We start from the raw sequence: 26558 nt of genomic DNA on the forward strand, positions 1-26558 counted from the left end.
TGGTGGCGCCAGTCGGAACCTTTCCTCCACAACGGGGACACTCTCTTGCTTATCCACTTAGGGCAGCCGGTCCCTTACCGGCGCCGTCCCGGCCCGGAAGAGTCGGAAGTGCCGGCAACCGGGCCGGACAACCTGAAGGGAAAAACACCATGTTGATGAACAAAAGCTCTGCCGTTGATGCCACGGAACACAGGGTCTCGGCCGACGAAATCACTGTCGAGGCGGGGCCCGCGGCACAGGAGCCGGGTACCGGGGCCGAGGTGACCAGCAACGTCGTTGAGCTTTTCCCGGGTGCCGGGAGGGGCAGGGGATACCGCCGCCGCCGCATGCGCCACCTCGGATCGGACGCGGGCATGGCTACCGCCGAGTACGCCATCGCCACACTCGCAGCCGTGGGATTCGCCGGTCTGCTGGTGTTCATCCTGCGGAGTGACGAAGTGCGTGGCTTCTTGCTGAACCTTATCCGTACGGCGCTGGCCTTGCCATGACCGGCGTAGGGCCCCGGTTCCGGCCCGACCCCTGGTTCGGCTGCTGCCTCCCTGGCCCGGGGAACTCCCGGGGTGCAGTGACTGCGGAATTTGCCGTAGCGCTCCCGGCCGTGCTGCTGCTCTTGGCGCTCCTATTGGCGGGTGCAGCCGCGGGGGCCACCCAACTGCGGCTTGAAGAGGCAGCGCTTGCCGGCGCCAGGGCACTCGCCCGCGGCGAAAGTCCGGCAGCGGCCGAAGCGATCGTGAGGCGGCTGGCCGGGGCTTCGGCCACAGCGGCCATTGTTGCCGACGGCGAATGGGTCAGCGTCACCATCGCCGACAGAGTGGCTGGACCGCTGGGATCAATGGTGCCGTGGACATTAACTGCCCGTGCTTCGGCCCGGAACGAAACGGCGGGCTCCCGTGGGTCGGATACGCCTGGTCCGGCTGCAAGGGGGAGGACTATTCGGGACGTGATTGCGGGAGGGTCAACTTCACGGGACGTGATCGCATCTGGGCCGCCGCCTACGGGGGATGTGATCTCAGGAGGGTCGACTTTACGGGACGTGATCGCACTTGGGCGGCCTGCAGGGGAGGCGATCGCACTTGGGCGGCCTGCAGGGGAGGCGATCGCACCAGTGCCGCCTCCACGGGCCCCTGACAGGCCAAGGCCTCTCTGGCACAAGCCGCGTTGGTTGGCGGATATGGCATGAGCCGGAGCTTCCTGGACCAGCCTGAGCGCGGATCCGGAACGGTCCTGGCAGCCGGGCTGGCGCTGGTGGTGATCATGGCCATGGCATTGGTGCTATTGCTGGCCCAGTCCGCGGTGATGGCCAGCAGGGCCGCAGCAGCGGCGGACCTTGCCGCTTTGGCCGCGGCCGACGCCCTCCGCGGCCTCGTGGTGGGGGAGCCGTGCGTAGTGGCCGAGCAAGTGGCCAGCCGGAACGCCGCCAGAGTGGTCAGCTGCAGCGAAGGCGCGGGCCAGACCATCGAAGTGAGGACCGAACTCATCGCAAGGACCATGCTTGGGACGGCCACCGGCCGCGCGAGGGCGGGGCCGCCGCCCTAGAACTGCCGGAGGACCCAACGTTTGGAGTACTCACAGCCCCGAATGCTCACGATCCCGAAAGCTCACAACCCCGAAAGCTCACCCTTGAGGGCCCGGCGGTTGGGCGCTCCACGGCGAACGGCTACGGCGAGAAGGGCTACACGGGGAGGGAAAGCGACTCGCTGGCGTCCTTGAGCAGGACATCGATGAGAGTGATCGCAGCCGTCTTGTCCAGCGGATTGTTCTTGTTCCCGCATTTGGGAGACTGCACGCACGACGGGCAGCCGGCCTCGCATTCGCAGGCTTCGATGGCGTCCCGGGTGGCGGAGAGCCACACCTTGGCCTTGTCGAAGCCGCGTTCAGCGAAGCCTGCACCGCCGGGGTGCCCGTCATAAACAAAAATGGTGGGCACGCCGGTATCGGCGTGGATGGCAGTGGAAACCCCGCCGATATCCCAGCGGTCGCTGGAAGCCACCAGCGGCAGGAGCCCGATGGCGGCGTGTTCGGCAGCGTGGAGGGCGCCAGGGAACTGCGCCTCGATGAGCCCGGCACCGGTCAGGGAGCGGTTGTCCACAACGAACCAGACGGCCTTGGTGAACAGGTCCCGGGCTCCCAGCTCCAGGGGCTCCTCACCCAGGATTTCATTCGAGATCAGTGCTTTCCGCTGGAAGGAGACCACCTGCGTTGTCACTTTCACATCGCCGAAGTGCACGGCCACGTCGCCCCACTGAGCGGTGCGCAGCGTCTCCAGCACTTCGATTTGGGTCACGTCACGGGCGGTTGTGTAGTAATCGGGATTTGCCCGCCGGACAATCACGCAGTGCTCATCCTCGTTCAGGTCCTCCACCACGTAACTGTCACCCTGATGGACGTACACGGCTCCGGTGTGTGCTTGGTAGTGCGTTTGCGGGGAGTCCATCGTTCCCAGAAGGGAGCCGGTGTCCGCGTCGACAATGCTCACTGGGCCGCCACCATCGGCTCGAAGGTTCACCATGGCGGCGGCGCTTTGCGAGTGCGTCCAGAACCAGCCTGCGGGCCGGCGCCGCAGATAGCCCTGGGTCACTAGCTGACCCAGCAGTTTCTCCGCCGTGCCGCCGAAGAGGCCTAGCTCGGACACACCCAGTGGCAGCTCCGCCGCCGCAGCGCACAGGTGCGGCCCCAACACGTAAGGGTTGGAAGGATCGAAAACCGTGGCTTCAACCGAAACATCAAAAATTGCCTCGGGATGGTTCACCAGGTAGGTGTCCAGTGGGTCGTCGCTTGCCACAAAAGCGGCAATGGCGTCCTGGCCCGCGCGGCCAGCCCGGCCGATCTGCTGGAACAGGGAGGCTCTGGTGCCCGGCCAGCCCGCCACCAGCACCGCATCCAGTCCCGAAATGTCGATCCCGAGCTCCAGCGCGGAGGTGCTCGAGACTCCCAGGAGTTCTCCGGACCGGAGGGCCATCTCCAGGGCGCGCCGTTCTTCGGGCAGGTAGCCGGAGCGGTACGCCGCCACACGCTGCGGCAGGCTGGGGTCCACCTCGTCCAGGAGGCGTTTCGTGATCGAGGAGATGGTCTCCGCGCCACGCCGGGACTTGATGAAGGCGATGGTCCGGATCCGTGCCGAGACGAGGTTTGCCAGCAGGTCCGCCGTTTCGGCAACAGCGGTCCGGCGCTCCCTGGCGCCGTTCTCACCCTTGAGTTCCGTCAGCGCCGGCTCCCAGAATGCCACGGTGGTGGCGCCGTGCGGGGAACAGTCCTGGTCGACGGCTCGGACCGGGGCCCCGATCAACCGCCCAAAGGACGTCCCCGGCTCCGACGCGGTGGCGGAAGCGGCGATAAACACAGGCTCGGGCTGGGAGGTTCCAGCACCGTAGTACGCACAAACTCGGCGCAACCTCCGCATCAGGTTGGCCACGTGGGAGCCGAACACGCCCCGGTAACTGTGGGCTTCGTCCACGATCACGTACCGCAGCCGCCGGAAGAAGCTTGCCCACCAGGCATGGTTGGGCAGGATCCCGAAGTGGAGCATGTCCGGGTTCGCGAGAATCACGTTCGCATGGTCACGGATCCAGCGGCGGGACGCGGGGTCGGTGTCGCCGTCATAGGTTTCAGCCCTGACGGTGGGCAGCTTCAGGGAGCGGATGGCAGCCAATTGGTCGGCCGCCAGGGCCTTGGTGGGGGAGAGGTAGAGCGTCACGGCGCCGTCGTCGTGGATTTTTCCGGGCTCGGACAGGACCCGGAGTTCGGAGCGGTGGATGGCATCCAGTGCCGGCAGCTGGTACGCCAGCGATTTCCCGGAGGCTGTGCCGGTGGCTATAACAACGTGTTCGCCGCCATGGGCAAGGTCGGCGGCCTCAACCTGGTGCCGGTAGGGTTCATGAATCCCCAAGGAGCCATAAGCTGCCACCAAGTCCGGATGAGCCCAGTCCGGCCACGGCGCATGGACAGCCTTCCGCGCAGGAATCGTACGGACATGACGCAGCTGTTCCGGGTCCGGGCCGCGGCCCAGTAAGGGAATCAGGGAGTCATGGGGGATCACCCACAACATTCTGTCACTCGGGGAAAAATTACCCGACCGACAAGTCAGCCCCTTCATTCGACCTGGACAACATCAGGACCCGGCACACGTTGGACCAGCCCAGGTGCGAATACAGTTTCTGCCCATCACGCGAGGCGAGCAGCAGGCCATTCTCCACGTCATGCTCGAACGCCTGCGCCGCCAGCGCCTTCATGATGAAGCTGCCCAGGCCGCGCCGCTGGAAGGCCGGTTCGGTCACGATCTTGTCGAAAACCGCGGTGTCGCCCACTACGAATACCCTGCCGCTGGCGGCAACCCTCTCACCGGAACGGACCACGGCGTGGTGCACCCGATCCAGTTCGGACGTTGACAGGGAGAGATCGTCATCTGAGAGCCAGGGATCCTCGGCGTCCTGGGTCTCCATGTCCACGATCATCATGGTTTGGGAGTCGGAGGTCACGTTCAGGCCGTGTTTTTGCGCCAGGTTTGTGTAGCGCGCGACGTCGTTCGTCAGGACGGTCAGGATCCTCGCCGGAGCTTCGACCGTCTTGGCCACCAAAGCCGCAAACTCATCGTCCGACGGATCGTGGGCGAAGTATTCCCAGTCCCCGGTGGTGTCTTTTCTCAGGGCCGCAGGAAACCTCCCTTCGGTGGCAGTCTGGTAGCCCCGGCAGCCGGCCCAGCCGGCAACCCAGACTTCAAGAAGGTGTGTGATGTCTTCAACCAAGGCGTCCGGACTCATGTGATGAGAGTATTCCAGCGCTGTCACAAGTAACAGGGGGTGCAGTACCCCGATATGACTTGCTTATGCAATTGTGATGAGACAACACTGACCGGATGCTGCCGGAAAATGACCACCCCACCTCGTCAAGGCTGCCACTGTCCGTGCTCGTGTGCATCGGCGCGACCATCGCAATTGTGGGGAGCGCCCGGTACTGGGAAGCAGCCACCGGCCTCAGCTACTGGGCCTGGCTTGCCTGCGGGATCATGCCGCTGGTCGCTGGCGCCCTTATCCACCGGAAACTGAAGCGGCCTGTGGACTTCCTGGGATCCCGCCCGGATCCGGAAGGCGTGGAACGGCCAGGACTGGACGGACTGCTGGCGGCGCTGGTCCTTTTCCTGGTGCCGTATCTTGTGGGAGGCGGGGCCGCAGCCGTCGCAGCCAGCAGCGGGGCCCACACCTTCGCCGTCTCTGCGTCGGCAACCGCGGTGAGCTTCGCCGTCGTCGTTCTCTGTTACCGGGTGGCCGAAACCGCACTGAACAGGCGTGATGCCGCATTGGCAGCCCGGCAAGGCAACCCCTAAGCTCCGGAACGGCCTGGCGCGGTGAAGCCAGTACCCTTAAATACGTGGCTTTGAACCGAATTGTGCTCTTTTATGGCTTTACTCCGCTCGCTGATCCGGACGCAGTGCGGCTCTGGCAGCGCGCCCTCTGCGAGAAGCTGGGGCTGACCGGACGCATCCTGATCTCCAAAGACGGCATCAACGCCACCGTGGGTGGCGAGATCGGCGCGGTCAAGCAGTATGTGAAGACCACCCGCGAGTACAAAGGCTTCCACGACATCGACGTTAAGTGGTCCGACGGCGGTGCGGACGATTTCCCCCGCCTGAGCGTGAAGGTCAGGGACGAGATCGTCTCCTTCGGCGCCCCCGGCGAGCTAAAAGTGGATGAAAAGGGCGTGGTGGGCGGCGGCACCCACCTAAAGCCGGAGGAACTGCACGAACTTGTCGAAACCAGGAAGCAGGCAGGGGACGACGTCGTGTTCTTCGATGGCCGGAACGCCTTCGAAGCCCAGATTGGCCGTTTCAAGGACGCGATTGTTCCTGACGTAGCAACCACCCACGACTTCATCAAGGAACTCGACTCCGGCAAGTATGACGAACTTAAGGACAAGCCAGTGGTCACTTACTGCACCGGCGGCATCCGGTGCGAGGTGCTCTCCAGCCTGATGGTGAACCGCGGCTTCAAAGAGGTGTACCAGCTCGACGGCGGCATCGTCCGCTATGGCGAAACGTTCAAGGACCAGGGCCTCTGGGAAGGCTCGCTTTACGTCTTCGACAAGCGCATGCACCTGGAGTTCAGCGAGGACGCCAAGACCATCGGTGAATGCGTCCGCTGCGCCGCCCCCACCAGCAAGTTCGAGAACTGCTCAAACCCGAGCTGCCGCACGCTGACCCTGTATTGCGCCGAATGTGCCGCCAGCCCGGAGACGCTCCGCTGCCCCGAGGGCTGCACTGCCTGAAACTCACTGCCTGAAGCTGCACCGCCCGAAGATGCTCAGCCCGGAGCGCCAAGCCGGGTCAGCCGATACGCATAGTTGGCCAGCGACCTGGGCTCGACCCGGAAACTGAGGGCTGAATCTTTGGACAGGTAGATCACGTTCTCCCGGGTGGAACCGCAGCGCAGGCTGAGCTCCACCAGGGTGAACTCGTCGCTGCGGACGGTAAAGGTAACCCGCCGTTGGCTCCGGCACACCAAAGCCAGGGCATACGTTCCGGCAGGGAGCCCCGCCGCAGTATCGGACTTGATTTCGCCTCCGGTGAGGATGCCGAAATCCGTGTGGACTACCGGCCGCTCGGTGTAAGGAAGTTCCTCCTCCACCCAGTCCTCCAGTTCGGCTTCGGTGACCGGCTCATTGCGCAGCGGATCCCTTGGGAAGCTCTGGTCCGTGATGGCCGGAGCGGGGACGGAATCGGGCGGCCGCCAGCCTTCGTCGTAGGTGTATTCGCAGCCGGTCAGTGAAGCGGCCGCCATCAGAGCGGCTGAAGCCCACAGCACGACGGCGGCCCTCGCCCGGGTGCGCAGTGGCGCCTTCCGGGGCGGGTTGGGGCCCGGAAGAGATTCCGCATTTTGGCGAGGCGGCGCCCCCTGCATCGCGGGCATACTCTGACTCTAGGCCCAGCCCAACCGGTAAGCCAGAGGCCCCATCGGGCCAAACCGGGACAAGCTGCGGCGGCGGTGCCCAGCCGGGTCCTGGACGTCAGTTCCGCGGCACGCCTGGGGACAGTTTACGTTCCAGGGGAGCCTCCAATCGGGCGGCGCCGCCAACGAGGCCGTCGCCAATCGGCTCAAGTGCCGCCGAAACCTCGCCGGCCTGGAGCTGAACCACGGCGTTGTAGGGCGTTCCGCATTCCAGGGTCTGCGTGAGGAGCACCGCCCCGTCCTGGCGGATGGTAAGTGTAGCCCCCGGCCCTTCCACACAGGCGGCGTGGACCGGGTAATTGCCAGCGTCCGGTACAAGGCCCATGCTGCTGATGCCGGATCCTCCCCGCATCCCACCTGCAAAGCCAAAGAAATGCGTGTCTGGTTGGGGACCCATGAGGGCATCAACTTCCGCCATCAGCTCCGACTGGCGTGCGGCTTCCTCCTCGCTGATGCCTGTCAGCGGAGGAACGGACGGCGCCGCAGATGAGCTGGCCTCCGGCAGGGGGTCAGTACCGGCGTACTCGCACCCGCCCAGCATGGCCATGGCCAACAGCGCTCCCATGGCCACGTTGACGCCCCGCAGGGCGGGCCCTTGCGCCTTACCTCGCCGCAACGTGGATCTGTTACCAACGGACGTTCCCCCAAGAAGTGCCATGGCCCGAGCCTACTGATGCACGCGGCGGCCGCAAGTCACACGGACGCCGGCTCCCCAAAACTAGCCGGCGGACACCAGCTGGTAGGCGTAGAGCAGAGGTGCGTCAACGCTTGAGGCGCTCAGTTCCAACGGACCGTCTTGGGCAAGGGTGAGCTTCACGGACTCCCGCGTGCCGTAACAGGCCGCTCCGAGGTCGGCCAGTTCCTTGCCCCCGGACCGCACCGCGAGGAAGGCCTTGCCGCCGCCCTCGCAGACCAGCGTCAGGGTGTAACTGCCGGCAGGAACTTTCTCGGTACGGTCCACCGGCTGGGCGTTGAGGATCTTTCCGGCGTCCTCAGCCACAACGCGGCTGGCCGACGGGAGGGCAGTGGCCTTCCAGGCCGGCACATCCGCGTTCTCCACCGAAAGCTGCTGAGCGCAGCCGGAAGCGCCCAGCACGACGGCGGCGGCGGCCGCCGCGGAAAGGGCACGCGGAAAGGATGGAGGAAGAACAGCCATACCTCCAACTTACCCGGCGGGCCGAGGCCATCCTTACCCCGCAATCAGCTCCAGGGCCTCGCCGCGGTGCAACGCCAGGTAGACCCTGTCCCGCAGCACGTTGGCCTCCCGGTCAGTCAGCGTCCGGTCCAGTGGCTGCAGCACCAGCCGCAGCAGTACGTTGACTTGCCCGGCACCCATCCTGAGGCGTTCGACGGCGGCCGGCGGCAGCTCCGCCGTCGTGGTCACCGCCACCACCTCCAGGGCCGCCAGGACGTCGGCGTCTGGCCCCAGGGCGGTACGGGCGAGGTCGCCCAGGAGTTCGACGTCGGCATCGGCTCCGGAGTCCAGCACGAGGGAGAGGTCGCGCCGGATTTCGGGCAGGGCAGAGACGGGACGGTACGGAGATAGGTCCAGCATTTGAGACTGGACCTCCGGCTCCCCGGACCGCAGCAGCCGGATGTCCGTGATCCCCTTCCGCAGCATCAGCGCCCGGTCCAGCCCCATGCCCAGGGCCAGGCCTGCCCAGCGCCGTGGGTCCAGGCCGGAACCGCGGAGCACCGGAGCGGCCACCAGCCCGCACTCCGCGAGTTCGAGCCATTCCCGGCGGCCATCGGGCTGGGTCACGAGCACGTCCAGCTGCCGGCCCGCCGCCGTATAGCTGTGCCTTGCCGGCGTGGCGCGCCACTGCACGTCAGGGTGCAGGGGCGCCGGAAGGACCGCCTCCACCACTGCGGCCATCATGGCCTCGAGGTCTGAAGTCCCCAGTAGCCCGCGCGCCTTGAGCCGCCACAGGTCCAGTTGGTGCGGGGCGCCCACGTGCGTGCGGTCAATCGCATCACGGCGGTAGACGAGTCCGGGCAGGACGTGGAGTTCGTCGTAGTGCCCCAGCTCGCCCCGGAGCGAATCCAGCAGTGCCGGAATGCCCGCTGAAGTGTGGCTTCGGAGCATCACCGTAGGGCTGACGTGGCGGGAATAGCGCGAATTCCGGGTGACGTCGTCAGGCGAGTATCCCAGCCGGTCGTAATTGTCAGCGGTGGCCACGAGGGGGTTGAGCCGGTGGGTCCGGGACGGCACGGCCCACAGCCGCTCCAGCGCCGCGACGACGTCGGCCAGGAGCAGTTGCATGGCGTGCGGGCCGGACGCGGGATCGGACAGGTCACGCAGGGAAAGGGCAGAGTTGAGTTGGGCCAGGGAAAGGTAGTTCTTCATGTCGGGGGTCCTTGATGCATCAGATACGGGAGGGGGAGTACACCCTCAGCCGCTGCGCCGGACGGACCCCGGCAGCGTCAGGCGCGCGATGGGAAGCCCGTGCGGCCAATGAACGGCCGAGGGCTGATAAATCGCTGCTGCGTTTGCATGGGTCCATGATACGCCGCACGCCCAAAGCCCTTGACCTTGACGCTACGTCAACCTCTATCGTCGAAGTAATCAGCCACGGAGGCGCACGGAGGCCCATGGAAGCCAACGGAAGCCCACGGAAGTCACGGAAAGGAGGACGCCATGGACTGGTCCATCCAGGACATCGCCCGGATCGCCGGCACCACCAGCAGGACACTTCGGCACTATGACGACATCGGCCTGCTCAAGCCCAGCCGCACCGGGCACAACGGCTACCGCTACTACAACCAGGATGCGCTCGTGCAGCTCCAGCGCATCCTGCTCCTCCGCGGACTGGGGCTGGGCCTTCCGGTCATCAGCCAAGTGCTCGACGACGAAGCAGACGCAGCCAAGGCGCTCACCGGGCACCTCGAATGGCTGAAGCAGGAACAGGACAGGCTGGCGCGGCAGATCGCGTCGGTCACCCAAACCATCGAAGCAGTGAAAGGAGGTGGCGAAATCATGGCAGAAGACATGTTCAACGGTTTCGACCACACGCAGTACAAGGACGAAGTCGAAGAACGCTGGGGCAAGGATGCCTATGCCAAGGGGGACTCCTGGTGGCGCGGCATGAGTACCAGCGAGAAGGCCGCATGGAAGCAGCGCTCGCAGAAACTGGGCGAGGACTGGATTGCTGCCGCACAGGCCGGCGTAGCCCCGGACAGTACTGAGGCGCAGGCGATCGCGAAGCGGCACGTCGAATGGCTGACCGGTATCCCGGGCACCCCCGCGGCGGACGCCCGCGGCAAGGGAGAGGCGGGCAAGGATGACGTCAAGGCCTACGTCACCGGTCTCGGTGAGATGTACGTGGCCGACCCCCGGTTTGCCAAGAATTACGGCGGGACGGAGGGGGCCAGCTTCGTCCGTGACACGCTGAAGATCTACGCGGAGCAGAACCTGTAAACGTCAGCGTGGGGGCCTGCCAATAGACTTGACCGGTGACTGACTCCACCCTTTTCCTAGCCGGCAACACCCCCGAGGCCCCGCGCAGCGACCTCCCCGGCCTGTTGACCACTCTCGCCGCGGATCTCCGCAGCGTGGGGTACACGCTCGACGGCGTGGCCGGGCTGGTGGGCGAGTCGGCCTACCTCGCGCTGAACCGGGACCAGCTCATCCCGGCGCTGCTGGCGACCGAAACTGCCGCGCAAGGTGACCCCGCCGGTGGCGGATCAACAGACGCGGCCCTTGCCGCCGTCGTACGCCTTTGGCTGCTGGCGGAGCCGCAGACACGGGCAACGCTCGACGCCGCCCTGCCAGGGATCCGCGCCGCGGGCCTCGTGGAGCTGGGGCTGGCTGAGCCCGTGCCCGGCTCTGGCCAGTCCGGCTCTGGGGAGCCAGCTGCGGACCTGCTCCAGGCCAAGGCCGATCTGCGCCCGTACGGCTGGGAAGGCGCCGAACTCTGGGTGGCCAGCGACCTCGCCGCGCACCAGCAGGCCGGCGTGCTGCGGCACGACCACGTACTGGGGATCGGGCAGGCCTCCACCACTTTGGTGCAGACCACCATCCGCCGCCAGGTCGCCAAGGCCCTGGACCTGGGAACTGGCTGCGGCATCCAGTCCTTCCACCTACTGCACCATGCCGAGCACGTCACGGCCACGGACATCTCAGAGCGGGCACTGGCCTTCACCCGCTTCAACCTGCTCCTGAACGCCGAGGCGCTGCGCCTGGACCCGGACCGGCTCGAGGACCGCGTCAGCCTGCGGCGGGGGTCGTTGCTGGAGCCGGTGGCCGGGGAGGAGTTCGAGTTGGTGGTGTCCAACCCGCCGTTTGTCATCACGCCCCGGACTCTTGGCGAGGACGCATCCGGACAGTTCACATACCGGGACGGCGGGCTACCGGGCGACGACATTGTAGCCTCGCTCGTCAGGGCACTTCCCTCGGTCCTCGCCCCGGGCGGAACAGCCCAGCTTTTAGGCAATTGGGAAGTCCCGGCGGGCTCGCAGTGGCAGGAAAGGCCGCAAAGCTGGGCTGGTTCGGACGTGGATGCCTGGTTCATCCAGCGGGAGCTGGTGGCGCCGGAGCAGTATGCCGAAACCTGGCTGCAGGACGCTTCCGAATCCCGCGACCGGCAGCACTACCGGGACGCCTACGCCGCCTACCTTGCAGATTTCGCGTCGCGGAACGTGGCTGGCATCGGCTTCGGCATGGTCTGGTTGCGCCGGCCCCTCAACTCGGAACCGCACTCCGCGGTCATCAGCCGGTTCGAGGAAATCACGTACCCCATCGAACAACCCATCGGCCCCCACCTGGGCGCCGCCGTCGAACGTGCAGACTGGCTGGCTGCCAACAGCCTGGAGGACGCGCACCTGCTGGTCGCGGACGATGTCACGGAGGAACGCCACCAGCGCCCCGGAGCCGAGCACCCGGGCGTGATCCTGCTCCGCCAAGGCGCCGGGCTGCGCCGGACCAACCTGCTAAGCACGGAACTTGCCGGATTCGTGTCCGCGTGCGACGGCGACCTGACCGTGGGACAGATCGCGGGCGCCTTGGAGGCCCTCCTGGGCGGCAGCCTGTCAGGAGAGGACGGGTTCGACGCCGGCGCGTTCCACAGTGGGCTGCTCGCCGATGTGGCGAACCTGGTGCGGGACGGCTTCCTGCTGCCCGCCTGACCTTCGCCTGGACGAGTGAAGTCACCGGCGCCGATATCAAACGGTTCCTTCACAGCTGGAGGACGCTGGATACACTGGAGCCGTGAATACGGAACCTGCAGGCAGCCGCGCCCGCCTGGAGAAAAAGGTGGAAATCACCGATCCAAGGGCGATCCGGGCCCTGGCCCATGCCGCCCGGCTGGAGGTCATTTCCGAGCTGTATTCCACCCAGGTCAGCCGGACGGCCACCGAACTGGCCGCGCAGACAGGCCTGACTCCCAGCGCCATGAGCTACCACCTGCGCGCCCTGCAGAAATGGGGCATTGTGGTCCCGGCGCCCACCGAGGGGGATGCCCGGGAACGGCGCTGGAAGGCTGCCGGCACAGACTTCGCCATCAACTCCGGTGGGGGAGCGGCCAGCCCGGTCGTTGACCTTGAGCTGGATGCGTTCCGCCGCCGCGCTGCCGCGTATGCCAGGACGCGGGATGAGCGCCGCCGCGCCGGCGCACCTGCCGAGGCCCCCACCGCCGTCGTGCTTGCCAGCGAACTGCTTTACCTCACCCGCGAGCAGCAGGCCGATCTGACCCGGCGCCTGTTCGCCCTGCTCGGTGAATACGAACTGGACGATCCACACCGGATCCCCGAAGGAGCCGAGCGGATGGCCGCTATGTGGTCGCTGATCCCGGACGACCGGACGGTAGCTCGGATGGCCCCTGAAGTTGCATCCGGACCTGCGGAAACGTAGGAAAGCCGAGGCTCGGGACCGCACTTGGAGGGCGCACGTTTTTCACGCCGAATGCGCACGATTGTCCAAAATATGGTGAACTAGGCCAATATGGGCTCATCTGCCCGAGCAACCTTTTTCTGTAGGAGCACCGTGCCAAGCAAGGCCAAAACCGGCAAGAAACTCGTGATTGTGGAGTCTCCGGCCAAGAGCAAGACCATCGCCAAGTACCTCGGCGAGGGCTTCATCGTAGAGGCCTCCATCGGTCACATCCGCGACCTGCCGCAGCCGTCTGAGCTCCCCGCAGAACTGAAGAAGACCTCGGTCGGCAAGTTTGCCGTCGACATCGAAAACGACTTCAAGCCGTACTACGTGGTGTCGGCCGACAAGAAGAAAAAGGTCGCCGAGCTCAAGGCCCAGCTCAAAGATGCTGACGCTCTTTATCTCGCAACCGATGGGGACCGCGAGGGCGAGGCCATCGCGTGGCACCTGCTGGAAGTGCTCAAGCCCAAGGTCCCCGTGTACCGGATGACCTTCGGAGAAATCACCAAGGAAGCCATCCACCGCGCCATGGACAACCTGCGCGATGTTGACGCCGCCCTGGTGGACGCCCAGGAAACCCGACGCGTGCTGGACCGCCTCTATGGCTACGAGATTTCCCCGGTCCTCTGGCGCAAGGTGGCCCGCGGCCTGTCCGCCGGCCGTGTGCAGTCCGTAGTCACCCGGATGGTGGTGGACCGCGAACGCGAACGCATGGCGTTCAAAGCAGCTTCCTACTGGGACCTGACAGGCCAGTTCGGCGCCGGATCCGCCTCGTTCAAGGCGAAACTTGCCGCTGTAGACGGCGCCAAGGTGGCCAGCGGCCGGGACTTCAACGACGACGGCGTGCTCACCGCCCGCAACGCCGTTCACCTGAACGAGGAACTCGCTACGTCGTTGGCAGCGGGCCTGCAGGACGCGGACTTCCTGGTCCGCTCCGTGGAAACCAAGCCGTACACCCGCCGTCCGGCCGCGCCGTTCACCACTTCCACGCTGCAGCAGGAGGCCGGCCGTAAGCTGCGCTTCTCCTCCAAGAGCACCATGCAGATCGCCCAGCGCCTGTATGAAAACGGCTACATCACCTATATGCGTACCGACTCCTCGGCGCTGAGCGATGAAGCCGTAACGGCCGCCCGCCGGCAGGCCTCCGAACTGTACGGCCCGGAATACATCCCGGCGTCACCCCGCGTCTACTCCAGCAAGGCCGCGAACGCGCAGGAAGCCCACGAGGCCATCCGCCCCGCCGGTGACTCCTTCCGCACCCCGGCGCAGGTGGCCAAGCAGCTTTCCGGCGACGAATTCCGCCTGTACGAACTGATCTGGAAGCGTACCGTCGCATCCCAGATGGGCGACGCCAAGGGCTCCACTGCCACCATCCGCCTCGGCGCAGTGGCCACCGACGGGCGGGACGCAGAGTTCTCCGCCTCCGGCACCGTCATCACCTTCCCCGGCTTCCTGGCCGCCTACGAGGAAGGTAAGGACGAAAGCCGCGGCGACGACGACACCGAAGAAGCCCGCCGGCTGCCCAATGTGGCCAAGGGCGACTCTCTCTCGGCGTCAGAAATCGTCGCCGTGGGCCACGAAACCTCGCCGCCGCCGCGCTTCACTGAAGCGTCGTTGACGGCCGAGCTGGAGAAGAAGGGTATCGGCCGCCCGTCGACCTATGCCTCCACCATCTCCACCATCCAGGACCGCGGCTACGTCCGGAAGCAGGGCTCGGCCCTGGTGCCCAGCTGGATCGCCTTCTCGGTGATCCGCCTGCTGGAACAGCACTTCACCGACTACGTTGACTACGAATTCACCGCAGACATGGAAGGCGACCTGGACAAGATCGCCAATGGCCAGGCTGTTGGGTCAGCCTGGCTCAAGCACTTCTACTACGGTGAAGACGCCGACCCGGGCCTGCTGAGCATCGTCAACAACCTTGGCGAGATCGATGCCCGCGAGATCAACTCCATTCCCATCACGGACCAGATCACGCTGCGGGTTGGCAAGTTCGGCCCCTACCTGGAGAGCACCACCCCCACCGTGGACGCCAAGACCGGCGAAATCGTGGAGTCTTCCCGCGCCAACGTCCCCGAGGACCTGGCTCCTGACGAACTGACGGCAGCCAAGGCCATCGAGCTGATGGAGACGGCTGCGCCGGAAGAACGCGTGCTGGGTGCGGACCCGCACACCGGGCACACCGTGGTGGCCAAGAACGGCCGGTATGGCGCCTACGTCACCGAAATTATCCCGGAGATGACCGACGAACAGTTGGCCAACCAGCCCGTGGAGTACTACAAGAACGGCAAGCCCAAGCCACCGAAGAAGCCCGTCAAGGCTAAGCCGCGCACCGGTTCCCTGTTCGCTTCGATGACCGTGGACTCCGTCACCCTGGACGAGGCGCTCCAGCTGATGAGCCTGCCCCGGGTCCTGGGCGAGGACGCCGAAGGAAACCTTATTACGGTGCAGAACGGCCGCTTTGGCCCGTACCTGAAGAAGGGCACTGACTCCCGTTCCATCGGGTCGGAAGAGGAAATCTTCACCATCACGCTGGAGCAGGCCCTGGAGATTTACTCCCAGCCCAAGCAGCGCGGTGCCCGTGCCGCTGTGCCGCCGCTGGCCGAGTTCGGTCCGGACCCGGTATCGGAAAAGAACATTGTGGTGAAGGAAGGCCGGTTCGGCCCGTACATCACCGACGGCATCACCAACATCACCGTTCCGCGCGCCACGTCCTTGGAGGAGCTGACGCGGGAACAGGCTGTGGAACTGCTCGCCGAGAAGCGCGCCAAGGGTCCGGTCAAGCGCACGACGACGGCCCGCAAGGCCCCGGCGAAGAAGAAGGCCGCCGCCAAGAAGTAGCAATCGGTGGTTTGCGGTGCCGGGCACAACGTGGTCGAGTAGATACATGACTGAACAGCCCGGCACCGCCGACACCACGCCCCTGAACGACCTCGAAGAGAAGCTCGCCCAGGGCGGACAGCCTGAGGCCAGCCCGGTGGACGTTATCCTGTCGTTCCTCAACAGCGAGGTCTACGTTGTCAGCACCGAGGGCATCGAAGGAGAGGACTCCCAGGTGGAGCCGCTCGTGCTGGCCAATGCCGACGGCGACCCCGTCCTGGCGGTTTTCTCCCACCCCAGCAGGGTAGACGAGCAGTACCTGGCCGCGGCCCCGAATATCCTCGGAACCCAGGGCGCGGCCATCATCGCCAACATCGGGGAGGAGCTGGGGATGGTCATCAACCCCGGCGCTGCATTCGGCTTCGAGATCAACCCCGAGGGTGTGGCCAACATCAAGCGCGACTTCAAGCGGGCCGATGAGCTCCCGGACGGCGCCCCGGCGGATCCCAGCGCCAACTGACATGTTCCCGCTCCGTTTATAACCGACGGGCAGTGCGGGTGAATAATGGCAGGATGCGGCTAGGCGTCCTCGATATCGGGTCCAACACTGTCCACCTCCTTTTGGTCGACGCCCACCCTGGCGCGCGCCCCGTACCTTTTGCTTCGCACAAGCGGCCGCTCTCCCTGGTCCAGTACCTGGATGCCGATGGCAACATCACCGATGCCGGGCAGCACGAACTGACCGAGTTTGTTCTGGAAGCCTGGGAGTTTGCGGCCAAGCACAAGGCCGAGGACCTGCTGGCCTTTTGTACGTCGGCCATCCGCGAAGCCACCAACGGCCCGGAAGTACTGGCCCGGGTCAAGCACGAAACCACCGTGACCCTGGAGGAGCTGACGGGCAGTGAAGAGGCGTCCATGACGTTCTTCGCTGTCCGCCGCTGGTACGGCTGGGGAGCCGGACCAATCCTGAACCTGGACATCGGCGGTGGCTCCTTCGAAATGGCCTTCGGTCAGGACGAGCTGCCGGAGATGGCCACCTCCGTACCCTTGGGAGCCAGCAGGCTTACGCGGGATTGGCTGGCTGAGGATCCGCCGTCGGCCAAGAGCGTGAAGGAACTGCGCCGGTACATCCGTGCAACCCTCAAGCCCGCGGTCCGCCAGTTCGACGGACTGGGGCGTGCCAACCTCGTCGCGGGGACATCCAAGACCTTCCGGTCACTGGCCAGGATTGCCGGTGCGGCGCCCAGCATCGCCGGCCCCTACGTCAAACGCGAACTCAACGGGACGGACCTCGGCGTCTGGGCGCAGCGCATCTCGGCCATGAAAACCGAGGACCGGCTGCACCTGCCTGGCGTCTCCGAGGCCCGGGCCAACCAGTTGCTCGCCGGGGCGCTCGTGGCGGAGGCCGCGCTGGAACTGTTCAAATTCAAGAAGATTCGGATCTGCCCGTGGGCCTTGCGTGAAGGCCTGATCCTGCGGCGGCTGGACCAGCTGGTGTTTGCCGGGCCGCTGGAGCCGGCTCCGCACGTCAGCGCGCCCCAGGTAGGCGCCCCGTACATCGGGGATCCCCAGGCAGCTGTGCCCCTCTGAGTGTGCTTTTGCGCCCATGCGAAATGACTTCCGGCTCGAACGCCCCTTAACGCGAAAGCACCGGCGCCCGCAGCAGGAAAATGGGGGAAAACCTGCTGCGGACCACCGGTGCCTCGGGCAAACATCCCCATGCTTGCCGCATCACTCGCACCCTCAATGAGGTAATAACTACGTTAGGGCGCCAACTTGTGAAGTTCCTGCGCCGAACATGGGAGCCGCCTGTGAATCGCCGAGGGCGAGTTCCGCCGTCGTCCGTTCACTTGCAGTTTCGGCAGCGCAGGGTTCGAACTGCAATGATGGATCCATGAGCAACCGAATCGCATTCCTTGGCTGTGGGTCCATGAACGAAGCCATCCTGGGTGGCCTGATTGACGGCGGCGCCGACCCCGCTGACATCGTGGCAACAGTCCGGCGGGCTGAACGGGCGGCCGAACTGGCGGCCCGCCACCATGGAATCACCGCCATCGCGGGCGAAGAGGAACCGGAAAATAACAAGCAGGCTGCGAAGAGGTCCGACGTCGTCATCCTGGGAACCAAGCCGGTGGGCATCGCGGACCTCGCACGGGAGATCAGCGGATCGCTGTCGCCACAGACCATCGTGATCAGCGTGGCAGCCGGCGTATCCCTGGCGCAGCTGGAAGCGGCGCTGCCGACGGGGCAGCCGGTCATCCGGACCATGCCCAACGTTCCTGCCAAGTTGGGGCGCGGTGTGGTGTCGGTGTCCGCGGGAACCAACTGCTCACCAGAGCAGCTCCAGCTGGCTAAGGAGATCCTCAAACCGGCCGGCACCGTTGTAGAGGTGCCCGAGGAACAGGTGGATGCATTGTCGGCGATCAGCGGCTCCGGCCCTGCATATGCTTTCTACCTGGCCGAAGCAATGGCCGCTGCCGGGGTGGAGCTGGGCCTGGATCCGGAGTTGTCCTTGCTGCTGGCCCGGGAGACCGTGGCAGGCGCCGGTTTCATGCTGGCCGAGCCTGGCGCTGATCCCTCAGCCCTGCGTAAGTCTGTGACCAGCCCCAACGGCACCACCGAACGTGCCATTGCCACTTTTGACGAGCGCGGCATACCGGAAATCATCGCCGCCGGTGCCCGCGCGGCCGCGGACCGCGCCGCGGAGATCACCAAACAACTCAGCTAGTCCCACCCGCAGGGTTCCCTGGCCGAGCTTGCGAGGATAGGGAGCGGTTGGGGATTACGGCCGCGCGGCGAACCGTTCCAGCAGGTCCACGTGGCCGGACACGATCAGCATGTCGCGGGCGGAAACCTTGGTCTCCGGCCGGGCATAGGTGAAGTCCTCGCCCGGTGACTTCACGCCCACGATCGTGACCCCGTACTTGGAGCGGACCTTGGACTCATCCAGGGTGAAGCCGACTGTTTCGCGCGGCGGGTACATCTTGACGATGGCGAAGTCGTCGTCAAACTCGATGAAGTCCAGCATCCGGCCGGAGACCAGGTGTGCGGCGCGGACGCCGGCGTCAGCCTCTGGGTAGATCACGTGGTTGGCGCCGATCCTGGTGAGGATCTTGCCGTGCGACGGGGTGATCGCCTTGACCCATAGGTGTTCGATGCCCAGGTCCACCAGGTTCACCGTGATCAGCACTGAGGACTCGATGGACGTCCCCACACCCACCACGGCCGAGCTGAACTCCTGCGCGCCGAGCTGGCGCAGCGCATCAATGTTGGTGGCATCGGCTTCCACCACGTGCGTCAGGAGCGGCGCCCATTTCTGAACCAGGGTGCGGTCCCGTTCGATGGCCAGCACTTCGCGGCCCTGCTTGACCAGCTGCTCCGCCGTGGAGGAGCCGAAGCGGCCCAGGCCGATCACCAGGACCGGGGCGTTGTGGGCGGGCCGGTTGGGCGCGCCTGAGGAATTAGCCAATGATGGGCCTCTCTTCCGGGTAGTGGTACAGCTGGCTGCGCTGGCGCAGGGCCAGGCCAGCTGCAAGCGTAACGGTGCCTACGCGGCCTGCGAACATCAGCGCAGTCAGGACATAAACGCCCGACGGCGGCAGCTCGGCACTGAGGTTGGTGCTTAGTCCCACGGTGGCGAAGGCTGAAATGGTTTCGAAGAGCACACGGTCCAGGGACGCCCCGCTGATCTGCAGGAGCAGGAACGCGGAGACGGACACCAGCGTTGCGCCCGCCACGATCACCGAGATGGCCACCCGCATGGTGCCTTGGGGGATGGTCCGGCCGTAGACCTTGACGTCGGCGTCGCCGCGGGCCTCAGCAATGATGGCAAGGAACATCACGGCGATCGTGGTGACTTTGATGCCGCCCGCCGTGGATGCCGAGCCGCCGCCGGCGAACATCAGCGCGTCCGTCAGCAGCATGGTGGTGGACTCCATGTGGTTCTGGTCCACGAGGTTGAAGCCGCCGGACCTGGTCATGACGGAAGCGAACAGCGCGTGCGTGATCTTGTCGCCGAGGTCCATGTGGCCGATGGTCCGGGCGTTGTCCCACTCCATCAGACCCCATAGAACGGTCCCGGCCGCGAGCAGGATGAAGGAGACCTGGATGGTCAGCTTGGTGTGCAGGTTCCATTTCTTCCAGTTGAGCCCGTTCTGCTGCAGGACCATCACCACGGGGAACCCCAGGCTGCCTAGGAAAACGCCGAGCATGAGGGGGACCAGGATCCACAGGTCGGTCTCGTAGGGCACGATCCCGTCCGAATGCGGGGTGAAGCCGGCGTTGTTGAACGATGAGATGGCATAGAAGATGCCGTGCCACACCGACTGCCAGAACGGCTCGCCGAGTGTCATGAACCGGGGAATCAGTGCCAGGGCCAGGACCCCCTCGATCACCACCGAGGTGGTGATGACGATCCGCAGCAGCGTACCTACCTCGCCGAGGCGGCCGGCGTTGTTCATGGCTTCCTGGGCGATCAGCTTGCCGCGCACACCCAGTTTCTTGCTGACCATCAGGGCCAGCAGCGAGGCGAGGGTCAGTGTTCCCAGGCCGCCCACGAAGACGCCTATCAGGATGACCAGTTGGCCGAAGAACGACCAGTGCACCGCCGTCGAAACAACCGTCAGGCCGGTGACGCAGACGGCTGACACTGCGGTGAACATGGCCTGGTGCAACGGGGTGGCCGCACCGGCGGCTGAGGAGATGGGCAGTGACAGGAGGAACGTAAAGACCAGGCAGACAGCGGCGAACGCGCTCAGGGCAAGCCGGGCAGGGGAGGTGTTGGCGATGTCGTCAATGAAGTCGCGCAGCTGGGTGAAGATCCAGAGGCCTTCGCGCTCCGGTGCGGCGGGGTGCCAGCTGGCCGGGTTCCGGGGCCTCGACTGGCGTTGCGTCATGGGTGGCTTTTCCTCGGTTGAAACTGTTTCCTCCAGTAGTAAACCACTAAAGGTCGCGTAATGGCCGGGCTGGAGGGGCGGCATGCTCAGGTAGCCTGTGATTGATGACATACCTGCCCGGTCTCAGCCAGCCCGCGCCGCCAACGACGGTGGTGTGGAATTCCGCCATGACCGCCTACAATTTTGGCCCGGGGCACCCCATGGCGCCTGAACGGATGGACCTGACCGCCCGCCTGGCGCGGAGCCTGGGCCTGCTGGACCTCCCGCATGTTTCGGTGGCGGCCCCGGAGGTGGCGTCCGACGCCGAGCTGGAGACCGTGCACGCACCGGACTTCGTGGCGGCGGTGCACAAGGTCAGTGACGATCCATCCTCGCCGGACGAATCCCGGGGACTGGGCACCGAGGACGATCCCGCCTTTGCGGGCATGCACGAGGCCGCGGCGCGTTTGGCGGGCGGCTCGCTGCTCGCGGCCACGGCAATCCTGGACGGATCCTCGCTTCACGCGGTGAACTTCGGTGGCGGCCTGCACCACGCCGCCCGCGACCGGGCGAGCGGCTTCTGCATCTATAACGACTCAGCCCTTGCCGTCCAAAGACTGCTGGACGGCGGCATCCGGCGCGTGGCATATATCGACGTCGATGCCCACCATGGTGACGGGACGGAAAGCATCTTCTGGGACGACCCCCGAGTGCTCACCATCTCGCTTCACGAAAGCGGACTCACGCTGTTCCCGGGAACCGGATTCGCAAACGAGGTCGGCGGCCCGCAAGCGGAAGGGAGCGCCGTCAACGTTGCGCTGCCCTCAGGCACCGGAGACGCCGGTTGGCTGCGGGCGTTCCATGCCGTTGTGCCACAACTGGTGGGAGCCTTCGAACCCGAAGTGATCGTAAGCCAGCACGGTTGCGATTCGCACCGCACGGATCCGCTGACCCACCTCAACCTCAGCGTAGACGGCCAGCGCGAGGCCGCGACCGCCGTCGGAAATCTCGCCGCGCGCTACTGCGGCAACCGCTGGATCGCCACCGGCGGCGGCGGGTACAACGTCACGGATGTGGTGCCCCGGTCCTGGAGCCACCTGATCGCCATCGCCGCCGGCCGTCCGGTGCCGCTGCGGACGCCCGTGCCGGAGGACTGGCGCACTTATGTTGATGAGAAGTTCGGCGCCGCAACGCAGGGACTCATGGGGGATGACGTGGAAGTCTGGTGGCGTTCTTGGGAAGTGGGATTCGACCCCAACGACGCCGTGGACCGCTCGGTCATGGCCACCCGCAAGGCCGTTTTCCCGCTGCACGGCCTGGACCCCTGGTTCGACTGACGCCAGTTTTGGTCAGGTAGTTGGCTTCTCCGTCTGGAAAACCACGCCGGCGGCGCCGATCAGCCAGCCGAGCAGCGACAGCGCGAATGCCCCGATCAAGTCCGTGGACGCCGTTCCCTTGATCAGCCAGAGCAGCAGGACCAGCAGTCCCACCGCGAGGTAGACCACCACGGCTGCGACGATCCGTCCGGACAGCCGGGCGGTGACTTCGGACGGATTGAAGGCCATGGCGCCGCCGGGAGCCCCGGGTCCCGAAGGCCGTCGGGCTTCCTGCTCGCGCTCGTCGCGGCGGACTTCGGCGATGGTGAACCCCAGCGCCGACGCCGTCAGCGAACTCAGCGACGTGGCCAGCACGCCGGCCGCCGTGACCAGCGCTCCATTCAGGGGCGGTGCCACGGTCCTGCCGTCCGGTACCCAGAACCCGACGCGCAGCAAAACGGTGCCCCAAACCGCCACAAAGAGGCCCAGAAAAACAAACGCGATGATGTTGAACAGCTGCTGGCGCAGGAAATCCATAGCCACCCACTCCTCATCCCTGAGCGGCTGCCCCTGTTAGGTTGGGGGCAACCGTGGAACCGTTCTAGCACCGCATGGGAGCTTGGGCAATGGCGTTCGGATACGGGCCGAAATAGTTGATGCCTTCCGGCGTATATGTCGCTAGGGTGGGAGGCATGGTGACAGACGACGTATTTGCCGTCATTGCGGAAGCAACCCGGCGCGACATCCTCGTTTCCTTGCGTGCCGGGGATAAGGCCGTAGGGGAGTTGGTGGAGGAACTGGACGCGAGCCAGCCCACTATTTCGAAGCACCTGAAGGTCCTCCGCGAGGCCCAGCTCGTCAGCATGCGCGCGCAGGGCCAGAAGCGTTACTACGCGCTGAACCCAAAGCCCCTGGAGGGGATCGTCAGCTGGCTGGAAACGTTCAACGTCGGTCCGGCAGCCGCCGCTTCAAAATCGCCTGAGGTGCCGGCTTCGGAAGCCGGCAAACAGCATGCCGCCGCTACACCGGTGCCGGACAATGAAGCCGTGGCGGCTGTCCTGGCGCGCGAGGACGCCGAGCTGAGCCCCGCCGTCGTCATTCCGGGCGGTACCGCAGCCCCGCTCAGCGACGACACTGTCCCGCAGCAGATCGGCCGGACTGTGGGCCGCGCCGCCACCAAGGCCGCCGACCTGCTGGCGAACCTGCCGAACCTCCCGAAGTTCGGCCGCAAAAAGTAGCCCCTAATTACCCCGTTGGGCGGGCGGGCTACTTATTGAGCAGGCGCACGTGGTCAGGGGTCAGCTCCGAGATCTTGCTGACACCCAGCAGGGCCATGGTGCGGGCCATGTCCTTCTCCAGGATCTGGAGGGCACGGTCCACGCCGGTCCGGCCGCCGGCCATCAGGCCGTAAAGGTAGGCCCGGCCGATCAACGTGAAGTCCGCGCCCAGGGCCAGGGCCGCGATGATGTCCGCGCCGCTCATGATGCCGGTGTCCAGCATGATGGCCGCATCCGAGTTGTCCTTCGTGAAAGCTTCCTTCACGCCGGGCAGCAGGTGGAACGGGATGGGCGCGCGGTCCAGCTGGCGGCCGCCGTGGTTGGAGAGCACTACGCCGTCGGCGCCGTGGTCCACCACCTTGCGGGCGTCCTCCACGGTCTGGATGCCCTTGACCACGAGCTTGCCCTTCCAGGTCTCACGCAGCCAGTCCAGGTCCTCGAATGTCAGGGTGGGGTCGAACATCGAGTTGATGAGGTCCGCCACAGTGCCGGTGTAGCGGGACAGTGAGGCGAAGGTCAGCGGCTCATGCGTGAGGAAGTTGAACCACCAGGCGGGGCGGTAGGACGCGTCCAGGACCGTCTTGATCGTCAGTGCCGGCGGGATGGTCATGCCGTTGCGGACGTCGCGCAGGCGGGCGCCGGCGACGGCGGTATCCACGGTGACCATGAGGGTGTCGTTGCCCGCCTTGGCGGCGCGCTCGATCAGTTCCAGCGAGCGGTCACGGTCCGTCCACAGGTACAGCTGGAACCAGTTGCGGCCGTTCGGGGCGGCGGCGGCCACGTCCTCGATGGAGGCGGTGCCCATGGTGGAAAGAGTGTAGGGGATGCCTGCGGCTTCTGCTGCCTGGGAGCCCGCGTATTCGCCTTCGGACTGCATCATGCGGGTGAACCCGGTGGGGGCGATGCCTACCGGAAGCCGGGAGGACTTGCCCAGGATTTCAGTGCTTAGGTCGATCTTGGAGACGTTCCGCAGGATGCCGGGCCGGAACTCGATGTCCAGGAAAGCTTCGCGGGCGCGGCGCAGGGTGATCTCGGCTTCGGCGGCACCGTCGGTGTAGTCGAACGGCGCCTGCGGGGTACGGCGTTTGGCGATATCGCGCAGTTCCCAGATGGTGCTGGCGCGCTTGAGCCGGGCTTCCTTGCTGAACTCGGGCTTCTTAAACTGCATCAGCGGCGCCAGGTCCGAGTATTTCGGAATGCGGCGCTTCAGTGCTGCTGGTACAGCCGACGGTGCTGCGGGATGAGGTGTGGATGCAGCCGGGGTATCGGTGGCGTCCGGGGCGGGGGTGGTCTCGGGATTGTTCGGCTGGATCGTGTGGGTCATGGCTTCCTCCGTTGGTGGGCCGGACAGATCGCGGACATGCATTGATGGTCACGCTCGTGTGGTCTAACCACACTCTAGGGCATGTGGTCCAACCACATCAAGTAGGATGGCGGTATGCGTACCCACCAGCTTGTCCTGCACTGGATCGAGGGCCAGCTCTCCGAAGGCAAACTGGCCGTGGGCGGACGGCTGCCCGCCGAACGGACCCTCGCAGAGCAGTTGCAGGTCTCCCGCACCTCAGTGCGCGAGGCGATCCGCATTCTCGAGGCCATGGGGGTAGTCCGGGCCGGCGTCGGTTCCGGTCCGGAGGCCGGCACCGTGGTGATCTCGGATCCGACGGCGGCACTCGGCTCGGCCCTTCGGCTTCACGTGGCCACGCAGCACCTGCCGGTATCCGACATTGTCCAGACGCGTGTCTTGCTGGAATCCTGGGCTGCATCACATGCCCACCCCGACTCTCCGGAGCTCACCGGGGCGGCCCGTCTCCTGGAGGAAATGGATGTCGACGGGATGGCCGTGGATGACTTCCTCGCCCTGGACGTCCGCTTCCACCTTGCCCTGGCCGACGCCGCAGGTAACGCAGTGGTCAGTGCCATGATGGGTTCCCTGCGCGAATCCATTACTGGCTACGCGTCACAGCTCACGGGCAACCTGCCTGACTGGGATGCCACTGCGAAGCGGCTGCGGACGGAGCACCGCGAAATCCTGGAGGCCATCCGGAATAACGACGGCGAACGGGCGGCCAAGCTTGTGGCTGCCCATATCGAGGGCTACTACCGCGAAGCCGGCGTCAGGCGCTCCTGAAACTGCCTCAGCCGTGCGCTGCGGTGCGTGGAGCTTTGGCCGGCCCGCTGCTGGCCCGGATTTCAAGCCGTGGCTGGTAGCGGCTGCCCGGCGCGTCGTTTTCTTCCTTGCGGATGAGCGCACGCATCTGCTGCCAGGCGTGCTGGCCAAGCTCGGTGATGGGCACGGCGGCGGTGGTGAGGGTGGGCGTGGTGTACCGGGCGAACGGGATGTCGTCGAAGCCCGTGACCGAGATGTCGCCGGGCACGTCCACTCCGCGCTCGTGGAGTCCGCTCATCAGGCCCATGGCAACGAGGTCGTTGAACGCCAGAATGCCCGTGGCGCCGCTGTCCAGCACGGCGTCAACTGCTCCGTGCCCGGTATCGAAGTCGGAGCCGCCTTCGAGCATCAGGACCTCCACCTGGGGATGGGCGGCCTTAAAGGCTTCCAGGCCCTGGAGCCTGAGCCCGTTGGATGCGCTGCGCGGCGGACCCGCAAGGAACGCCAGGCGCGTATGGCCGAGTTCCACAAGGTGCCCTGCGAGGTCCTGGACCCCCTGCCCGTAGTCCACCACCAGGCTGGGAACGCCTGAGGCGGCCGTAGTCCTGTTGATCAGCACCAGTGGGTGCAGCGAAGGCACTAGCTCCTCCAGTTCGGCGTCGCTCATGCGCGGCGCGCACAGCACCAGGCCGTCACACCGACGTCGGGCCTCTCCGGCCAGGATTGCTTCCTCGCTGGAGACTTCGAAGGAATCAGCGATCAGGACGCGGTATCCGTCCTGTGCCGCGGCTCGGCTGAGCCCGCGCAGGATGGCCTGGAAGGTGGGGTTGGCGAGGTCCGGGACCACAATGCCAATGGTGTCCGTCTTTCCCAGGGCAAGACTGCGGCCGACCGGGTTCGGCTGGTACTTCAGTTCCGCTGCCGCGGCCCGCACGCGGGCTGCAATCTCCGGGTCGACGGTGAAGTTGCCGTTCATCACCCGCGAAACCGTGGCATGCGAAACGCCGGCCTTGACGGCAACATCCGCGATGCCGATCCTGCCGGTTGCCGATCTCCTGACCATGGTCTGCCTTTCGTAGGTCCCTCGGCCATTCTGCCGCCCGAGGGCTGGCGATGTTTCCGGCAGATGGCGGTGTCGTGAGAAAAAGCATATAACGCCTTCGGAAAGCGATTTCTATGCTGAGCCGGACGATCCGGAAAACCCGCGGAGATGCCGAACGGGGCAGCCACCTAGAAAACGCTTTCCCACAGGGAGGATAATGGTTGACGTGAGCAGGTTGCTCTTGATACAAATCATATAACGCTTCTGAGAAAACGCTTTCTCAGTACTGTCCAGCAACCGGCACATTGCGTCACA

General features: G+C 65.7%; 26 protein-coding genes. 15 read left to right on the forward strand and 11 right to left on the reverse strand.

Going from position 1 to position 26558, the window contains the following annotated elements; all coding sequences use genetic code 11:
* The first annotated feature begins 149 nt into the window (after positions 1-149).
* From V9L17_RS11725 to V9L17_RS11735, 3 genes are read left to right on the forward strand one after another with little or no spacing between them, the layout of a single operon-like run.
* Complete coding sequence (locus V9L17_RS11725; protein WP_337351554.1) at positions 150-488, forward strand: DUF4244 domain-containing protein; 339 nt, start codon at positions 150-152, stop codon at positions 486-488.
* The gene (locus V9L17_RS11730; RefSeq protein WP_337351555.1) at positions 485-1180 is read left to right on the forward strand and encodes a TadE family type IV pilus minor pilin; all 696 of its coding nucleotides are present in this window, start codon (positions 485-487) and stop codon (positions 1178-1180) included. The genes V9L17_RS11725 and V9L17_RS11730 overlap by 4 nt, the downstream gene beginning before the upstream one ends.
* Positions 1177-1536 (forward strand): Rv3654c family TadE-like protein, encoded by a 360-nt coding sequence (locus V9L17_RS11735; RefSeq protein WP_337351556.1) that lies wholly within the window; start codon positions 1177-1179, stop codon positions 1534-1536. Before V9L17_RS11730 ends, V9L17_RS11735 begins: the two co-directional genes overlap by 4 nt.
* Before the next feature lie 136 nt (positions 1537-1672).
* Here the strand turns inward: V9L17_RS11735 and V9L17_RS11740 are convergent, their stop codons facing one another.
* On the reverse strand, positions 1673-4036 hold the full coding sequence (locus tag V9L17_RS11740; protein ID WP_337351557.1) for a DEAD/DEAH box helicase: 2364 nt from the start codon (positions 4034-4036) through the stop codon (positions 1673-1675).
* 28 nt (positions 4037-4064) lie between these two features.
* Positions 4065-4757: a GNAT family N-acetyltransferase gene (locus V9L17_RS11745; RefSeq protein ID WP_337351558.1), complete on the reverse strand. Its 693-nt coding sequence runs from the start codon at positions 4755-4757 to the stop codon at positions 4065-4067.
* A gap of 95 nt (positions 4758-4852) precedes the next feature.
* On the opposite strand from V9L17_RS11745, the gene V9L17_RS11750 reads away from it, so the two are divergent.
* Together V9L17_RS11750 and trhO are read left to right on the forward strand one after the other, a co-directional pair.
* On the forward strand, positions 4853-5320 hold the full coding sequence (locus V9L17_RS11750; protein ID WP_337351559.1) for a hypothetical protein: 468 nt from the start codon (positions 4853-4855) through the stop codon (positions 5318-5320).
* A 44-nt stretch (positions 5321-5364) separates the two neighbouring features.
* On the forward strand, positions 5365-6258 hold the full coding sequence (gene trhO / locus V9L17_RS11755; protein ID WP_337351560.1) for an oxygen-dependent tRNA uridine(34) hydroxylase TrhO: 894 nt from the start codon (positions 5365-5367) through the stop codon (positions 6256-6258).
* Between the two features lie 35 nt (positions 6259-6293).
* Here trhO and V9L17_RS11760 read toward each other — a convergent pair whose 3' ends face one another.
* The 4 genes from V9L17_RS11760 to srmL all read right to left on the reverse strand — a co-directional run bounded on the left by V9L17_RS11760 (position 6294) and on the right by srmL (position 9285).
* Positions 6294-6899, reverse strand: a complete 606-nt coding sequence (locus V9L17_RS11760; protein WP_337351561.1) for a hypothetical protein — start codon at positions 6897-6899, stop codon at positions 6294-6296.
* A 97-nt stretch (positions 6900-6996) separates the two neighbouring features.
* Positions 6997-7596, reverse strand: coding sequence for a hypothetical protein (locus tag V9L17_RS11765; RefSeq protein ID WP_337345993.1), 600 nt, complete (start codon positions 7594-7596; stop codon positions 6997-6999).
* Positions 7597-7656: 60 nt separating this feature from the next.
* Positions 7657-8094 carry a hypothetical protein gene (locus V9L17_RS11770; protein WP_337345994.1) on the reverse strand — a complete coding sequence of 146 codons (438 nt, stop codon included), beginning with the start codon at positions 8092-8094 and terminating at the stop codon, positions 7657-7659.
* A 33-nt stretch (positions 8095-8127) separates the two neighbouring features.
* Positions 8128-9285 carry a PheS-related mystery ligase SrmL gene (gene srmL, locus V9L17_RS11775; protein WP_337351562.1) on the reverse strand — a complete coding sequence of 386 codons (1158 nt, stop codon included), beginning with the start codon at positions 9283-9285 and terminating at the stop codon, positions 8128-8130.
* 291 nt (positions 9286-9576) lie between these two features.
* Here srmL and V9L17_RS11780 point away from each other — a divergent pair, with 291 nt between their 5' ends.
* The 7 genes from V9L17_RS11780 to proC all read left to right on the forward strand — a co-directional run bounded on the left by V9L17_RS11780 (position 9577) and on the right by proC (position 18355).
* Positions 9577-10356: a MerR family transcriptional regulator gene (locus tag V9L17_RS11780; RefSeq protein WP_337351563.1), complete on the forward strand. Its 780-nt coding sequence runs from the start codon at positions 9577-9579 to the stop codon at positions 10354-10356.
* A gap of 35 nt (positions 10357-10391) precedes the next feature.
* The gene (locus tag V9L17_RS11785) at positions 10392-12062 is read left to right on the forward strand and encodes a DUF7059 domain-containing protein (protein ID WP_337351564.1); all 1671 of its coding nucleotides are present in this window, start codon (positions 10392-10394) and stop codon (positions 12060-12062) included.
* Between the two features lie 82 nt (positions 12063-12144).
* Positions 12145-12786, forward strand: coding sequence for an ArsR/SmtB family transcription factor (locus tag V9L17_RS11790; protein WP_337351565.1), 642 nt, complete (start codon positions 12145-12147; stop codon positions 12784-12786).
* A gap of 132 nt (positions 12787-12918) precedes the next feature.
* Positions 12919-15648 carry a type I DNA topoisomerase gene (gene topA, locus V9L17_RS11795; protein ID WP_337351566.1) on the forward strand — a complete coding sequence of 910 codons (2730 nt, stop codon included), beginning with the start codon at positions 12919-12921 and terminating at the stop codon, positions 15646-15648.
* 46 nt (positions 15649-15694) lie between these two features.
* Complete coding sequence (locus V9L17_RS11800; RefSeq protein ID WP_337346000.1) at positions 15695-16147, forward strand: SseB family protein; 453 nt, start codon at positions 15695-15697, stop codon at positions 16145-16147.
* A 53-nt stretch (positions 16148-16200) separates the two neighbouring features.
* Entirely contained in the window at positions 16201-17217 is a 1017-nt protein-coding gene (locus tag V9L17_RS11805; RefSeq protein WP_337346001.1) for a Ppx/GppA phosphatase family protein, read from the forward strand.
* Between the two features lie 304 nt (positions 17218-17521).
* A complete protein-coding gene (gene proC / locus V9L17_RS11810; protein WP_337351567.1) occupies positions 17522-18355 on the forward strand; it encodes a pyrroline-5-carboxylate reductase in 834 nt (277 codons plus the stop codon).
* Positions 18356-18409: 54 nt separating this feature from the next.
* On the opposite strand, the gene V9L17_RS11815 is transcribed toward proC, so the two are convergent.
* Positions 18410-19096 carry a potassium channel family protein gene (locus V9L17_RS11815; RefSeq protein ID WP_131135094.1) on the reverse strand — a complete coding sequence of 229 codons (687 nt, stop codon included), beginning with the start codon at positions 19094-19096 and terminating at the stop codon, positions 18410-18412.
* Entirely contained in the window at positions 19089-20522 is a 1434-nt protein-coding gene (locus V9L17_RS11820; RefSeq protein WP_337351568.1) for a TrkH family potassium uptake protein, read from the reverse strand. The genes V9L17_RS11815 and V9L17_RS11820 overlap by 8 nt, the downstream gene beginning before the upstream one ends.
* Positions 20523-20626: 104 nt before the next feature.
* On the opposite strand from V9L17_RS11820, the gene V9L17_RS11825 reads away from it, so the two are divergent.
* Positions 20627-21838, forward strand: coding sequence for an acetoin utilization protein AcuC (locus V9L17_RS11825; RefSeq protein ID WP_337351569.1), 1212 nt, complete (start codon positions 20627-20629; stop codon positions 21836-21838).
* 12 nt (positions 21839-21850) lie between these two features.
* Here the strand turns inward: V9L17_RS11825 and V9L17_RS11830 are convergent, their stop codons facing one another.
* The gene (locus tag V9L17_RS11830) at positions 21851-22354 is read right to left on the reverse strand and encodes a hypothetical protein (protein WP_337351771.1); all 504 of its coding nucleotides are present in this window, start codon (positions 22352-22354) and stop codon (positions 21851-21853) included.
* Positions 22355-22509: 155 nt separating this feature from the next.
* Here V9L17_RS11830 and V9L17_RS11835 point away from each other — a divergent pair, with 155 nt between their 5' ends.
* Positions 22510-23055, forward strand: coding sequence for an ArsR/SmtB family transcription factor (locus tag V9L17_RS11835; protein ID WP_337351570.1), 546 nt, complete (start codon positions 22510-22512; stop codon positions 23053-23055).
* Positions 23056-23083: 28 nt separating this feature from the next.
* Here V9L17_RS11835 and V9L17_RS11840 read toward each other — a convergent pair whose 3' ends face one another.
* A complete protein-coding gene (locus V9L17_RS11840; RefSeq protein ID WP_337351571.1) occupies positions 23084-24418 on the reverse strand; it encodes an alpha-hydroxy acid oxidase in 1335 nt (444 codons plus the stop codon).
* Between the two features lie 114 nt (positions 24419-24532).
* Here V9L17_RS11840 and V9L17_RS11845 point away from each other — a divergent pair, with 114 nt between their 5' ends.
* On the forward strand, positions 24533-25222 hold the full coding sequence (locus tag V9L17_RS11845) for a FadR/GntR family transcriptional regulator (protein WP_337346008.1): 690 nt from the start codon (positions 24533-24535) through the stop codon (positions 25220-25222).
* 7 nt (positions 25223-25229) lie between these two features.
* Here the strand turns inward: V9L17_RS11845 and V9L17_RS11850 are convergent, their stop codons facing one another.
* Positions 25230-26264, reverse strand: coding sequence for a LacI family DNA-binding transcriptional regulator (locus V9L17_RS11850; protein WP_337346009.1), 1035 nt, complete (start codon positions 26262-26264; stop codon positions 25230-25232).
* Between the last annotated feature and the right edge of the window lie 294 nt (positions 26265-26558).

The sequence above is a fragment of the Pseudarthrobacter sp. CCNWLW207 genome (assembly GCF_037203945.1).
Taxonomy (GTDB): Bacteria; Actinomycetota; Actinomycetes; order Actinomycetales; family Micrococcaceae; genus Arthrobacter.

Excerpts from the sequence above, each read along its gene's own strand:
- V9L17_RS11805 (WP_337346001.1), top strand. The coding sequence starts at position 16,201 with ATGCGGCTAGGCGTCCTCGATATCGGGTCCAACACTGTCCACCTCCTT.
- srmL (WP_337351562.1), bottom strand. The coding sequence starts at position 9,285 with ATGAAGAACTACCTTTCCCTGGCCCAACTCAACTCTGCCCTTTCCCTG.
- V9L17_RS11735 (WP_337351556.1), top strand. The coding sequence starts at position 1,177 with ATGAGCCGGAGCTTCCTGGACCAGCCTGAGCGCGGATCCGGAACGGTC.
- V9L17_RS11845 (WP_337346008.1), top strand. The coding sequence starts at position 24,533 with ATGCGTACCCACCAGCTTGTCCTGCACTGGATCGAGGGCCAGCTCTCC.
- V9L17_RS11750 (WP_337351559.1), top strand. The coding sequence starts at position 4,853 with ATGCTGCCGGAAAATGACCACCCCACCTCGTCAAGGCTGCCACTGTCC.
- V9L17_RS11830 (WP_337351771.1), bottom strand. The coding sequence starts at position 22,354 with ATGGATTTCCTGCGCCAGCAGCTGTTCAACATCATCGCGTTTGTTTTT.
- V9L17_RS11725 (WP_337351554.1), top strand. The coding sequence starts at position 150 with ATGTTGATGAACAAAAGCTCTGCCGTTGATGCCACGGAACACAGGGTC.
- V9L17_RS11770 (WP_337345994.1), bottom strand. The coding sequence starts at position 8,094 with ATGGCTGTTCTTCCTCCATCCTTTCCGCGTGCCCTTTCCGCGGCGGCC.
- proC (WP_337351567.1), top strand. The coding sequence starts at position 17,522 with ATGAGCAACCGAATCGCATTCCTTGGCTGTGGGTCCATGAACGAAGCC.
- V9L17_RS11780 (WP_337351563.1), top strand. The coding sequence starts at position 9,577 with ATGGACTGGTCCATCCAGGACATCGCCCGGATCGCCGGCACCACCAGC.
- V9L17_RS11765 (WP_337345993.1), bottom strand. The coding sequence starts at position 7,596 with ATGGCACTTCTTGGGGGAACGTCCGTTGGTAACAGATCCACGTTGCGG.
- V9L17_RS11835 (WP_337351570.1), top strand. The coding sequence starts at position 22,510 with ATGGTGACAGACGACGTATTTGCCGTCATTGCGGAAGCAACCCGGCGC.
- V9L17_RS11760 (WP_337351561.1), bottom strand. The coding sequence starts at position 6,899 with ATGCCCGCGATGCAGGGGGCGCCGCCTCGCCAAAATGCGGAATCTCTT.
- V9L17_RS11840 (WP_337351571.1), bottom strand. The coding sequence starts at position 24,418 with ATGACCCACACGATCCAGCCGAACAATCCCGAGACCACCCCCGCCCCG.
- V9L17_RS11745 (WP_337351558.1), bottom strand. The coding sequence starts at position 4,757 with ATGAGTCCGGACGCCTTGGTTGAAGACATCACACACCTTCTTGAAGTC.
- V9L17_RS11825 (WP_337351569.1), top strand. The coding sequence starts at position 20,627 with ATGACATACCTGCCCGGTCTCAGCCAGCCCGCGCCGCCAACGACGGTG.
- V9L17_RS11800 (WP_337346000.1), top strand. The coding sequence starts at position 15,695 with ATGACTGAACAGCCCGGCACCGCCGACACCACGCCCCTGAACGACCTC.
- V9L17_RS11850 (WP_337346009.1), bottom strand. The coding sequence starts at position 26,264 with ATGGTCAGGAGATCGGCAACCGGCAGGATCGGCATCGCGGATGTTGCC.
- V9L17_RS11820 (WP_337351568.1), bottom strand. The coding sequence starts at position 20,522 with ATGACGCAACGCCAGTCGAGGCCCCGGAACCCGGCCAGCTGGCACCCC.
- V9L17_RS11730 (WP_337351555.1), top strand. The coding sequence starts at position 485 with ATGACCGGCGTAGGGCCCCGGTTCCGGCCCGACCCCTGGTTCGGCTGC.